The organism is Urbifossiella limnaea (assembly GCF_007747215.1).
GTDB lineage: Bacteria > Planctomycetota > Planctomycetia > Gemmatales > Gemmataceae > Urbifossiella > Urbifossiella limnaea.
On record NZ_CP036273.1, the window covers coordinates 2,468,088 to 2,480,728 of the forward strand.

General features: G+C 73.0%; 8 protein-coding genes. All 8 read right to left on the reverse strand.

The features are described 5' to 3' along the window. Nucleotides 1–27: 27 nt before the first annotated feature. The 8 genes from ETAA1_RS32845 to ETAA1_RS09840 all read right to left on the reverse strand — a co-directional run bounded on the left by ETAA1_RS32845 (nt 28) and on the right by ETAA1_RS09840 (nt 12,608). On the reverse strand, nt 28–480 hold the full coding sequence (locus tag ETAA1_RS32845) for an FKBP-type peptidyl-prolyl cis-trans isomerase (protein ID WP_145236979.1): 453 nt from the start codon (nt 478–480) through the stop codon (nt 28–30). Between the two features lie 47 nt (nt 481–527). Continuing rightward, a complete protein-coding gene (locus ETAA1_RS09810) occupies nt 528–1,730 on the reverse strand; it encodes a hemolysin family protein (RefSeq protein WP_202920799.1) in 1,203 nt (400 codons plus the stop codon). Between the two features lie 69 nt (nt 1,731–1,799). Further along, nucleotides 1,800–7,409: a hypothetical protein gene (locus ETAA1_RS09815; protein ID WP_145236984.1), complete on the reverse strand. Its 5,610-nt coding sequence runs from the start codon at nt 7,407–7,409 to the stop codon at nt 1,800–1,802. A gap of 142 nt (nt 7,410–7,551) precedes the next feature. Continuing rightward, nucleotides 7,552–8,628, reverse strand: a complete 1,077-nt coding sequence (locus ETAA1_RS09820; protein WP_145236986.1) for a FemAB family XrtA/PEP-CTERM system-associated protein — start codon at nt 8,626–8,628, stop codon at nt 7,552–7,554. After that, nucleotides 8,625–9,806 carry a glycosyltransferase gene (locus ETAA1_RS09825; protein WP_145236989.1) on the reverse strand — a complete coding sequence of 394 codons (1,182 nt, stop codon included), beginning with the start codon at nt 9,804–9,806 and terminating at the stop codon, nt 8,625–8,627. Before ETAA1_RS09825 ends, ETAA1_RS09820 begins: the two co-directional genes overlap by 4 nt. Continuing rightward, entirely contained in the window at nt 9,796–11,091 is a 1,296-nt protein-coding gene (locus ETAA1_RS09830; protein WP_145236991.1) for a TIGR03087 family PEP-CTERM/XrtA system glycosyltransferase, read from the reverse strand. Before ETAA1_RS09830 ends, ETAA1_RS09825 begins: the two co-directional genes overlap by 11 nt. Beyond that, nucleotides 11,088–11,879 (reverse strand): sugar transferase, encoded by a 792-nt coding sequence (locus tag ETAA1_RS09835; RefSeq protein WP_145236994.1) that lies wholly within the window; start codon nt 11,877–11,879, stop codon nt 11,088–11,090. Before ETAA1_RS09835 ends, ETAA1_RS09830 begins: the two co-directional genes overlap by 4 nt. Before the next feature lie 51 nt (nt 11,880–11,930). Further along, nucleotides 11,931–12,608 (reverse strand): exosortase-associated EpsI family protein, encoded by a 678-nt coding sequence (locus ETAA1_RS09840; protein ID WP_145236997.1) that lies wholly within the window; start codon nt 12,606–12,608, stop codon nt 11,931–11,933. Nucleotides 12,609–12,641: the final 33 nt, after the last annotated feature.

Sequence of the window (12,641 nt, forward strand, 5' to 3'; positions counted from 1 at the left end):
TCCGTTGTGGGTTCGCCCGCCGGGTGGTTACTTCGTCCCGAACAGCTCGATCTCGAACACCAGCGTGCTGTTCGCCGGGATGCCCCCCCGGGCCCGCTCGCCGTACGCCAGCTCCGGCGGGATGCGCAGCCGGCGGACGCCGCCCACCTTCATCCCCGGAATCCCCACCTGCCAGCCCTTGATGAGGTTCTCCAGCGGGAACTCGGCCGTCTTCCCCCGCTTCACGCTGCTGTCGAACACGGTCCCCTCGGCGTCGGTCAGCCAGCCGGTGTAGTGGATCGTCACCGTGTCGCCCGGCTTGGCCTCGGCGCCCTTGCCGACCTTCGCGTCCCACACCTCGACGCCGCCCGGCAGCTTCTTCCAGTCCTTCGCCTTCAGGTCCGGCCGCGGCGGCAACTTCGCCCCGTCCTGGGCGGTCGCCCCCGCGCCGGCGGCGACCACGGCCGCGGCGGCGAGGGCGAAGGCGGACAGCACACGCATCGGGACTCCTCCGAGGGTTGGAAATTGGGCTACTTCGGTATACGGATTCAGCCCGGCGGCGGGCGGTCCGGCTTCGGCCGCGGCGCCGACGCGCTCGCCCGCGTCCCCGGCCGCCGGCGGACGCGCTTCAGCTTCGGCACCGGCACGTCGTGCTCGTCCTCCAGTTCGCCCACGATCTCCTCCAGCACGTCCTCCAACGTGATCAGGCCGAGCACTTTTCCGGCCTCGTCCCGCACCACGGCCATCGGCCGGTGCGACCGCTGAAACAGCTTGAAGGCGTTGGCGATCGACTCGCCGGGGGCCAGGAACGTGGCCGGGTACAGCGCGTCCTCCAGCAGCACCGCCCCGTGCGTGCTGAACAGGAAGAACAGGTCCTTCGTGTTGACGATGCCGACGACGTTGTCCGGCGTGCCGTCGTACACCGGCAGCCGGGTGTGCGCCCCGAGCCGGGCCTGCTCCATCACCTTGTCCGGCGGCGAGTTCACGTCCAGGCCGATCACCTTGTCCCACGACACCATGCTGTCCGCGACGGTCTTCTCGTTCAGGGCGAACACGTTCAGCACCATCTCAGCCTCGGCCGCGTCGATCTCGCCGGCCTCCTCGCTGTCCTCGACCAGCAGGCGCAGCTCGTCGATGGTGTGGACCTCGCCGTCTTCGCTGCTCCCCTTGTAGCCGAGGCGGTGGAGGAACCAGTTGCTCGACCCGTTCATAAGCGAGATGAGCGGCCCGCTCATCCGGCCGAACCAGTTGATCGGCACGGCGATCAGCAGCGCCACCCGCTCGCTGGACTGGAGCGCGGCCAGCTTCGGCATCTGCTCGCCGAACACGACGTGAAGGTACGTGATGAGCCCGAGCGTGACACTGATGGAGACGACGCGGGTGAGGAGGCCGGCGTCGCCGCCGGGGAGCGCGGCGAAGAGCGGGTGGAGCGCCTCGTGGATGGCCGGCTCGCTGACGAACCCGAGGGCCAGGCTGGCGACGGTGATGCCGAGCTGGCACGCGGCGACGCTGCGGTCCAGGTCGGTCACGGCGGCCATCAGCGCTGCCGCCCCGGCCTTCCCCTGGTTGACGAGCTCCTCGACGCGCGTCCGCCGCACGGCCACGAGCGCGAACTCGGCGGCGACGAAGAACCCGTTGATACCCACCAGAATCGGGATGGCGACGAGCCCGACGATGGTTTTCACGGGGTCGCCGCCGGGTGGGTCGGCGGCGAGGAGGGCGGGGAGAACGGCGAACGTGGCGGGTGACAAGTCGGTTCGTCCGGGGACGTGGGGCCGGTTCTCGGGCATTCTACGAGCGAATGCCGCGCCGCGGGCCGGTCAGTCCCACCGGCGCAGCCCCTCGACCACCTCGCGGACCTCGTTCTTCCGCTTCTCGAACACGGCGAATAGGGCCAGGATGGCGGCCCCGAGCACGATCCCGGCGGCATACCACACCCACGTCTGGGCGCGGTCCACGGCGGCGTGCCAGATCATCGCCAGAACGTCCAGCAGCAGGAACGCCGCGCCGAGGAACAGGAACGCCCGCACCCGCAGCAGAATGCCGCCGAGGATGCCGGCGACGCAGAACACCGCCAGCACCACCGGCAGCCAGAGCGACTGCCCGACGCCGGCGATGAACATGTCCGCGGCCGACGACACGTACAGCAGCCCGACGCCCGCGTAGCGGAGGCCGGTCGCCAACTCCCGCTTCAGCTCGCGGCGGTTCACGTGCTCGGCGACGAGCACGATCAGCGCCAGCGGCACGACCCACACCTGCGGGTGAACCGTAGCCGAGATGCCGGTGTGCGCCAGCAGCGACCACACGCCGGCGTTCGCCGCCAGGGCCGCGAGCACCGCCCACCCGATGGAGCGCCGCCGCAGCGCGACGAGGCCGTACAGGAGCCCGCCGAGGAACCAGAGGCCGGCGTACGAGTCGAACTGTTGGGGCAGCTTTTCGAGGTAGCCGAGGAACGGCCGCAGACCGGGGGCGTTGTCGTCCGCGAACGCGAGGACGAACCCCGGCGGCTTTGCCCAGAACGCCAACAGCGGCACCAGCGGAAGCAGCACGCCGGTGCGCCGCAGCGGCCCGGAGAGCACCGTCAGGCGGCGCCGCTCGGCCACCTCCGCGGCGCCGACGCCGGCGAACGCCAGAAGCATAACGACAAACGTCCAGTAGCGCGCGATGGCGCCGACGAACAGCTCCGGGAGGTTGAGGCGGACGTGGGCGAAGAACAGCACGAGCAGCACTTCCGCGAGGTATACGTAAGCCGTGCGGCGGCGCTCCGGCAGGCCGAACGGGTCGGCCCCGGGGCGTAGAGCGGCGAGGAGCGACAGCGCGGTCAGGGCGCCGATGCCGGCGAGTATCGCCAGCGCTTCGGCGAGGTCGAGCGGCGTGCGGCGGGTGACGGGGTCGAACGTCGGTACCTGTTGCAGCAGCACGACCGACAGCGCCGCGAGCGCCACGACCGAGAGTACGCCGCAGGCCCGTCGCAGCGCCGCGGCCGGTGCGGTCGCGCACGCGGCGGCGACGAGGGCGACGAACGCCCAGCCGTTCCGCTTCAGCCACACGGCCGACTCGGCGGGGTCGGGCACGGCCCAGCCCGTCAGCGCGAGCGCGGCGGCTCCGAGGAGAATCGCTACAGTCCGTAGGTGCACAAGGGCTGGCGCCTTCACCGACAGTACGCCGGCGGCGACGGCGAGCAGCAGCACCGCGACGGGGCCGCCGAGACGGTCGGCGAGCGTGAACGGACCCACGGCCAGGGCCGGCGCGAGGAGCCCGATCGCTAGCCCGACGACGCACTGCGCCACGAGCAGGCGGCGCCAGCGATAGCCGACGCGGACGGCGGGCGCGGCGAGCCACGCGGCGAGCGCCGCGACCAGCACCGAATACCCGGCCAGGCCGACGGGCGCGCCCCAGTGCCGGAACCGTTCTGCGGGGCCGACCAGAGCCGCCAGTACCAGCCCGGCCGCGACCACGACGAGCCAGCTGCCGCGGCACAATAGCGGTGCGCGAAACAGCGCCGCCGTCAGGCCGAGCCCCACGGCCGCCCACGTCGCCGCGAGCGTTTGGAACGACACGCGCTGCCCCGGCTCGTCGAGCGGTTGCACGGCGCACGCTGCGACGACGCCAGCGATGATTCCCCCGAAGCCGACGACGTGCGCCCGCAGGCCCGGGGCGTACGGCGTCGCCCGGTTCCAGCACGCCCACCCGGCCAGCGCCATCAGCGGACCGCCGGCCGCACCGAACTCGGCGAGCGCGCCGACGAGCCCCCGGTCGGGAAACGCGAACAGCTGGGCCAGTGGCACGAGTGCGATCAGGCCGACGCCGAACAGTCCCGCCGCAGCCTGCAAGTCCAGCAGCACGCCGCCGGGGACACGCCGCCCGGCGGCGATCCACAGCGCCGCCCACGCCGCGACACTGCCGACGGTCAGCATTCCGAGCCGCAACTCCTCGAGCGGCCCGAACGACCCGCCGGCGGTGACGACGCCGAGGGCGTAGCCACCGGCCACGGTCGCGGTGAAAGTCAGTCCCGCGGCGAAGGCGTAGCCGGCAAGTCGCTCGCGTGCCGCCGTCCCGGCGAGGCCGAGCACCACCAGCGCCATCGGCACCACGTTCGACCACGTCCAGCCGAGGCGGGCGAACACCGACTCCGCAGCCGGCCCACTGGGTGTTCGCCGGCTGAGCCCGAGCCGCGCCACGTCGGCCGTCAGCAGCACCACGACCGCCGCCGCGGCCGCGAGCAGCACGTACGCCCCGCGGGTCGCGGCGGGCGTGGTCGCGGGGCGGAAGCCGAGGCGGTCCGCGACTTCACCCAACGGTCGGCGTGCGAACACGAGCGCGGACCCGGCCGCGAACGCGGCCGCCAGCCCCCAGCGCAACGCGGACGCAGTTGCCAGTTCCTCGGCGAACGTGCCAGCGATCAGAAGGGCCGCCGTCAGCAGTAGCGCGAAGAGGCCGACGATCGCCGCGTCGCCGGCCGGTTCGCCGTCGGTGCGGAGTCGGAGCCAGCCGAGTAGTACGGCCGCGAGCAACGCGGGCACCAGCCACGCTGCCGGCTCGAACGCGAACGCCAGGTCCGGGTGCGCCGCACGGAGCGGCCAGCCGAGCGGCGTCAGCTCGGCGCGCGCGAACGGCTCGACGGCGGCTGCTAGAAGTACTACCTGCACCACGACGACTGCGCCGACCACGATCTGGTCGAGTGCGAACGGGTCGGCGAGCCATAGTTGTCGTAACCGGCCGCTGCCGGCGGCGAGTCGTCGGGCGGCGACCCACACGAGGCCGAGGACGCCAAGCGCGACGCCGAACGCACGAAGCGCGCGCGGGTCGGTCAGGCCGAGGTCGGCGGCAGCCCACCAGTCCTGCCGCTCGACCCACGCCAGCCCGAGGAGCACGGTCGCGGCGGTGAGCGCCGCCTGTGCCGCGGTGAAGCCGGCGGCCTCGCGCGAGCCCCACGCGGCGGCAAACAGCAGCGCCGCCAACCACGCCGCGGCCCCGGCCCATTCCAGCGCCTGACCGGCCGGCGGCAGGAACAGCAGCACGCCGGCGAGGCACGCCGTCACCCGCGTCGTGTCGCGGAGCGGGTTCGAGAACAGCCGCTCCCGGCTCCGCTTGCCACGGAACGGGAGTGCCAGCAGGGCCGCCGCCGTGGCATGCGTCAGCGCCGCCGGCAGCAGCGCCGCCCGCGTCGGCCGCAAGTCCAGCGTGTAGTACGCGAGGTGCGCAAGCCCCACGAGCGCGGCCGCGGACCCTGCGTAGGTGTAGACGGACCGGCCGGCGACTCGAGCCAGCAGAAGCCCGGTCGGGAACAGTGCCAGAAACGTCGCCGCGTGGAGGCCGCTGGTTGTTCCGTCGAAAGTGAGCACGGCCCCGAGTACGGCGGCGGCCGCCGCCACGTCGCGGCAGCCGATGCGTAGCTGGCCGAGCATGACGCCGCGCGGCCCCGGGCGCGCGGCGAGCGGCGTGAGAGCAAGCGCGGCCGCGGCCAGAGCCAGTGCCTCGAGCGCGATTGTCACGCTCCACGTGGCCGGCGGTTCCGGTCGAATGGCCCATAGCGTCCACAGCGTCGCGGGCAGGAGGAGCCACACCCCGGCCTGGGCGACGGTCCGCAGCTTCCAACGCACGTTGGCCGCGAGCATCCCGACCGCGGCCGCGAGGTGTGCCCCCGCCGCCGGCCACGGCTCGCTCGCGCCGTGCCCGTTCACCAGCAGCAGCCCGGCCGCCCCGGCCGCGAGAGCGCCCGCAGCCGAGCCGCGGGCCGGTGCCCTTCGCCCTCGCGCGGCCCCGAGTTCGGCTGCGACGGCGAGTAGCAGCCCGAGCCCGGTCAGCGTCACGCCTGCGGCCGACGACGTGAGCAACTGCCGTGTCGACGCGGCCGGCGTGTCGTCGAGAAGGGTCCAGCGGCCGGCGGCGCCCTGTACTGCCAGGACGGACGCGAGCCCCAGCAACGGCACGGCTCCGAGCTGGAACCACGGCAGCCCGTCGCGCCACGCCACCCGCGTTAGCACGGCGCCGGCGGCCGCGGCGGCGAGGGTCAGCCGCAGCGGGTCCGGCCAGGCCAGCATCACGCCGGTCGCCAACAGGGCCGCGCCAGCGAGTGCGGTGCCGGTCGCGGTGGCCCTCAGCCCGCCGTGCCCGGTGACGAGGCGGCGTTGCACGAGCAACCCCGCTTCGAGCAGCGGGATTGCCCCGATCACCAGTGGCGCCGCGAGTCCGCGCACGGCCTGCGACACGTCGGCGGCGCGCGTCAGCAGCAGCCCCCACGCGGCGCACAGGGCGAACAGGCTGACGCCGACGAACACCAGCACCGCGGACGCGGGTTGTTCATTCAGCGGCTCCGCGGCGCGTTCCCGGCGGTACCACGTCAGCCCGCCGAGGACGGCGGCGCACGCGGCGGCATGGCACGCCAGCGGCAACCACGCCGCCGCGACGCCGGCCTGGACCCACACCGCAACCGGCGCTCCCACCACCGCCAGCGCCAAGAGCCAACGCCGATCGACCGGACCGGGAAGCCAGCCGGTGCCGATGAGGTCGCGGCCGGCGGCTCGGGCCATCGCCACGAACCCGATCAGCGCCGCCGCCTTCACGCCGAGATCGAGTACGCCGCCGTCCGCCGCGGGCGTGGCGAGCAGGAGCAGGTTCAGCGGCGCCAGCAGCAGCGCGATAACGAGTAGCCCGCGGCTCGTGGACGCCAGCCGCCAGTGGTGCAGCGTGTACTGGCCGGCGCCGAACAGCGCCGCCGTCACGGCGGCGGCCAGGGCAAACGGCGCGTACGGCAGCTGCTCCAGCGTCCGCCACAACGAGAGAACCAGCGCGATCGAACAGCCGACGATGAGGAGCCCGCCGACGAGCTCGCCCCAGAAGATGTTCCGCTCTTCCATGAACCCGGCGAGCGAGCCGCCGCGCCGCGGCGGCTCCGCGGGCGCCACCGGCTCCGCTACGCGGACCGCCGTCGGAATCGCCTCGGTGTTCGGTTCGGCGGCGAGCGTCGCAACCGGGATCGCTTCATCCGGAAGGGCCGGACGGGGTTCGAGCGGCGGGACGGTGTCGAGCGGGCGGACGAGGACGGGTTTCGCGGGCGCCGCTACGGTGGCGCGGCCGCCCAGGGTGGCGATGCGGGCGCGGAGGGCGGCGGTCACGGGCTCGGCGGCGTCCGCGGCGAGCTCGCCACGGTCAACGAGCCCGCCCACCTCGCGGACGGCGAAGCGGGCGTGTTCGAGCTGGGCGGCGCGGCGGCCGTCTTGGTCGAGGCCGCAGCTCGGGCAGTTCTGGTGGTGCGGGAGGAGTTCGTGCTCGCAGCCGGGGCACCAGCGTCGGCGGCGCGGGGAGTGCTGCGGCGCGGGTTGGTTCCCCGACAGTGCCCTGTAGCCGGCGACGGCCGCGACCCACAGCGCGTGCCCGAGCACGACCACGAAGCCGAGCACGAGAACGGAGCCGCAACAGAATTCCATGGGCGACCCGGGAGGGCGGCGTCACAGACCGGACACCGTAGCCTGACCGGTATTCCCGCGGACCGCAAGGGGTGGGGGACGAGATGGGGCCGGCTTCCCGCCGGCCGGGGCGGTGGTGGCGGGCGGGAAGCCGGCCCCACGATTACGGGATGCCGCGCACGATCGCCGGGCCGAGCAACTTGGTGACGCCGACGGGCAGCCTCTGCCACACGCGGATGGCCCGCTGGTAGCGCGGGTTGTCCGGGTGCAACTCGCGGCCGCCGGCGTGCCCGGCGTACTGCCACACCGCCGGCCGCGGTTCCGCACCCCACTGCTTCTTGAACCGAAACGTCGGGCCGTCGGCGGTCGAGCGGCCGAAGTCGAACTCGGTCTGCCCCCGCTCCACGGCCCGCTTCAGCAGCTGCCAGTACATCAGCATGTTCACGCAGGTGGGGTTCAGCTCCTTCAGCGCGGACGCCGTCGGGACCTCCGTCGTGCCCCAGCCGTGGAGGAGCAGCGCTGCTGCGGCCGGCTTCCCGCCGGTGCGAAGCACGCACACTTCCGCCGCGCCGGGGAACGCGGCCAGGATTTCGCGGAACAGGCCGATGCCGTACACCGGCGTGCCCAGGTCGCGCATGTTCTCCGTCAGCACGGCGTAGAAGTCGGCCAGCAGTTCGGCCCCGCCCCACGCCACGGCGAATCCGTGCCGCTCGCCCTTGCGGACCTGGTTCCGCACCTTCGGGGCGAACCGCTTCCACAGGGCGTCGGCCGTCTTCGGCAGCGCGAGCCGCATGTGTACCTTGCTGGTGACCTCGACCGTCAGGTCGGGGTGGTCGACGGGTGCCTCCTGCCGCAACTCCAGGTAGCGGACGTTCAGCTCGTCGGCGAGGGTGGCGGCGCGGGACACCAGGAGCGCCTGCACGTCGGCGGACGCGGCCACGACGCCGTTCGAGTTGAGGTACGGCAGGCTGACGAGGAACCGGCCGAACAGCGGCCCGCTGACGTGCGCCAGCGGCAGGAAGCCGTGCGTGGTTCCGCCGCTCACGGCTTCGAGCGCGAACACCTCGTGACCGAGGCCCGCGTTCAGCACGCCGAGCCACGCCGGGTGCTTGCCGAGCGGCACGACGGGCGCGGAGCGGCGCACGAAGTCGGTGAGCGCCGGCAGGCGGGCGGCAAGCGCGGCCCGGGGGTGGACGACGACGGCGAGTTCCGGCGCGGGCGGAGACATCAGGCGAATCATCGGGGTGGGGCTCCGGCGGCCGGCTCACACGCTACTGTAGCACGGGCCGCGAGCCTGCGGCCGAGGAGATCGTCGTACACCGCCGCCAGCTTCCGCATCCGGCCCGCAAAGCTGAACCGGCCCTCGACCGTCTCGCGGCCCGCGGCGCGGAACCGCTCCCGCAGTGCGGCGTCGCCGAGCAGCCGGCCGAGCGCCGCGGACAGGACGGCGGCGTCGCCGCTGTCGACGAGCGTCCCGTTGACGCCGTCCTGCACGAGCCGCGGCACGCCGTTGACGCGCGTCGCCACCACCGGCACCTCCAGGGCCATCGCCTCCAGCACGACGTTCGGCAGCCCCTCGCGGAGGCTCGACAGCGCGAACACGTCCATCGCCTCGAAGTACCCGCGCACGTCGGCCTGCCAGCCGGCCAGCCTCACGCGGTCGGTCAGGCCCAACTCCGCGATCAGTCGCTCGAGAGTGCCCCGCTCGCCCCCCTCGCCGACGATGACGAGCCGCACACCCGGCAGCGCGGCGACGGCGCGGAGCAGCACGTCGAACGCCTTCTCGCCCGACAGCCGGCCGACGGCGCCGACCAGCGGCGCGGCCGGCGGGAAGCCCAGCGCCAGCTTCGCCTCCGCGACCGACCGGCGGCGCGCGTAGTCGGCTGCGTCGATGCCGTTGTCCAGCAGCAGCAACCGCTTCTCCGGCACGCCCGCGGCACGGCACGCTTCCACGAGGTCGGTCGAGACGCACACCACGCGCTCGTACCGTCGCAGGCACCACTTGTCGATGCCGTAATAGAGCGGCGTGCGGCTCGTCTGCTGCACCCAGCCGTGGGCCGTCGTCACCAGCCGCATCCGGTGGAAGCGCGTCAGCAGGAGGCCGAGCGCGTTGGTCTTGTAGTCGTGACCGTGCCACACGGTCACCTTGTGCTCGCGGCACGCCCGCAGAAGCTGCCGCACGGCGCGCCAGTCCCAGAAGCCGCGGTCGGGGATCGACACCAGCGGAGCGTTCGCCTCCGCGGCCTTCCTGCGAATCACCTCGTAGCCGGGGTCGCCGGGCGGGTGGAGGTAGCCGCACACCATCCGGTAGCCGAGCGGCTCCAGGAAGCGCGGCGAGTTCAGAATCGTCTTCTCCGGCCCGCCGCCGGCCCCGGTCACGACCCGGGTGTCGAAGACGACCGGCGCGTCAGCCGTCATGCGGCACGACCCGCGAGAGGAAGGGGTCGAGGCACGTCGCCCAGCGGTGATTCGCCTCCACGTAGCGGCGGCCGGCGGCGCCGAGGGCGGTGCCGCGGGCGTGGTCCGTCAGCAGCGTCGAACAAGCGCCCACCCACTCGGCGGGCGACTCGGCGCGGAGCAGGTGCTCGCCGGGGGTCGTTCCCAGCGCCGCGAGGGCGGGCGGGGCGGCGACCACGGGGCGGGCCAGCGCCAGCGCTTCGAGCACCTTGTTTTGGATGCCGCGGGCCAACCGCAGCGGCACCACCGCGGCCGCAGCGCCGAGCACGAACGGGCGCACGTCGGGCACGGTGCCCACTACCTTCACGCCGGGCAACTCCACTAGCCGCCGCACCTCGGGGGCGGGTGATCGCCCGACGATGCGGAACTCCGCCTCGGGGTGCTTCGCCCGCAGTTCGGGCCAGACGCTTCGCGCGAACCACACGGCCCCGTCGATGTTCGGCAGGTAGTCCATTGCCCCGACGAACGCCAGCGCCGGCTCGACCGGCACGACCCGCGGTGCGAAGTAGTCGAGGTCGACGCCGTTGGACGCGACGGTCGCGGCGCCGGGCGCCGTGAACGAGTCGTACACGTCGGCCTCGGCACGGCTGACCACCGCCCGCGCCGCGGTCCATGTCGGTAGCGTCCGTTCGAGCTTGCGCACGCGGCGGGCTTCGAGGCGGTAGACCCAGCGCTTCGGGCCGCGGACCGTCGTCGCGAAGTCAAGCCACTTCTGGCTGTCCACGTCCATCAGGTCCACGAACCGCAGCACACCGGCGAGTGCGTCACCCGCGAGGTACGGCGCCAGGCTCGACGCCGACACGACGGCCGCGGCGAAGCCCGCTTCCTTCGCCCAGCCGCGGACCACGTCGAACAGCGCCGGCTCGCGGAAGATGCCTTCGGAGATGCTGCCGCCGCTGAGGACGCTCCAGCCGGCGCGGAGCCACTTGCGCGTCCCGGCCGCGGGCACGATTGCCACGCGCTCGCAAAGCCGGTCCAGCTCGGAGCGCGTCTCCGCGGAAACGGGCTCGTCCGCGAGACAGCCCAGCCACACGCGCCCCCGGGCGGCGAGGCCGCGCAGCATGTGGTAGTTGCGGATGCGATCGCCCTTGTCGGGCGGGAACGGGACGCGGTGCGTGAGGTAAAGAACCCGCGGAGCGCGGGACTGACCAATTTCCAATGACCCACCACTGACCAAGGAAGACAGCTGGGTTCTGTCCTTGGTCAGTGGTGGGTCATTGGTCAACTGGTCATGGGCCGCGGTCATGCCGGCAGCGGCGGCGTGAGGACGGCGGAGTGGACGACGCGGCCGAACTCGGCGGCCACGGCGTCGCGGCCGGGCAGCAGGAACGAGACGCGGATCAGCCGCGGGTTCAGGCCGGCCGCCTTCAGGCCCGTCGCCAGCACCAGCCGCAGGTCCAGCCACAAGCCCTGCTGGCGAACGTAGTACACGTCGTAGGCCACCTTGTGCCGTACGCCGGTGATGTCGCTGTCGGCCGGCAACTGCACCTGGGCCAGCCCCGTCACTCCCGGCTTCACCAGTAGTCGGGCCGAGTAGCCGGGGACGAGACGCTCCAGCCCCTTCGACTCGATCACCTCCGGGCGTTCCGGCCGCGGGCCGACCAGGCTCATCTGCCCGAGCAGCACGTTGAACAGCTGCGGCAGCTCGTCGACGTGCGTGCGGCGGAGCCACTTCCCGACGCGGAACACGCGGTCGTCGTCCTTGCCGGCCCACTTGATGCCGGACTTCAGCTCGACGTTGTGGTGCATCGTCCGCAGCTTCACGATGCGGTACCGGCGGCCGCGCAAGCCGAGGCGAGTTTGGGTGTAGAACACGGGGCCCGGCGAGGACAGCTTCACTGCGACGGCCGCGACGCAGATGAGAAGCAGGGCCGGGGCGAGCGCCGCGAGGGCGACTGCGTAGTCGAACACGACCTTGCCGGCGTTGTACCACGTCGGGCACAGCGCCACGCTCACGCCGATGTCACCGGCGAGGCGGTCGATCTCCGGCCACGGGTCGCGGGCGGTGGGCGGTGGTGTGGGCGTTACACTCATGGGCGTCCGTGAAGGCCGTGGCTCGGGGAGAGTAGAGCCTGGGGGTTTGCGTTAGCCGGGGCCCAGCGCCGTGCGCAGGACCGGCAGGAACTCGGTCAGCAACTCGTGGACCGGGTCGCCGGTCTGGGCGGTGCCGGCGGCGGCGAGGCTGCGGGTCGCGTAAATCTTGTAGAGGTACGCGTGGCCGGTGAAGTCCAGGCGTGGGGTGGCTGCCGCGTGCCAGGTGCCGTCGGCGCCCCAGGCCCAGTTCACCTCCAGGCCCGGGTCCGCGTCCCCCTTGTCGAACCGCGCCGTCCAGTACGTCGCGTCACCGAGCGTCTTCTTGACTTCCCCGCCCTGCATCTTGTAACCGAGGCCGGCGTAGCACACGTCGGGCGTGTGCGAGGCGATCGGCCCGGTCGGCCCGCACAGCACCATCACTGTGACGCTCGAGCCCGACTTCTGGTTCCGATAAACCCGAGACACCGAACCGACGGCCTCGGCCCGCTCCAGGATTTTGCGGTCGACCGGAACTTCGACACTCGTCCAGTCGCCGAACGCCGGCGGGACGCGGTCCAGGCGGGCGGCGGCGGCCTTCAGGTCTTCGGGCACGCCCCAGCGGTTGGAGAGCACCCCCTCGAACACGGCCGCGGCGACCAGCCCGCCGAGGACGATCACCACCAGCACGCCCGCAGCGCCGCGCGACAGCGGCGGCGACGAGACGGGTCGTGATGACGGGCGCCGAGGCATGAGCGGTGCGCGTTTGAGTTAAGGGCTCCTCGA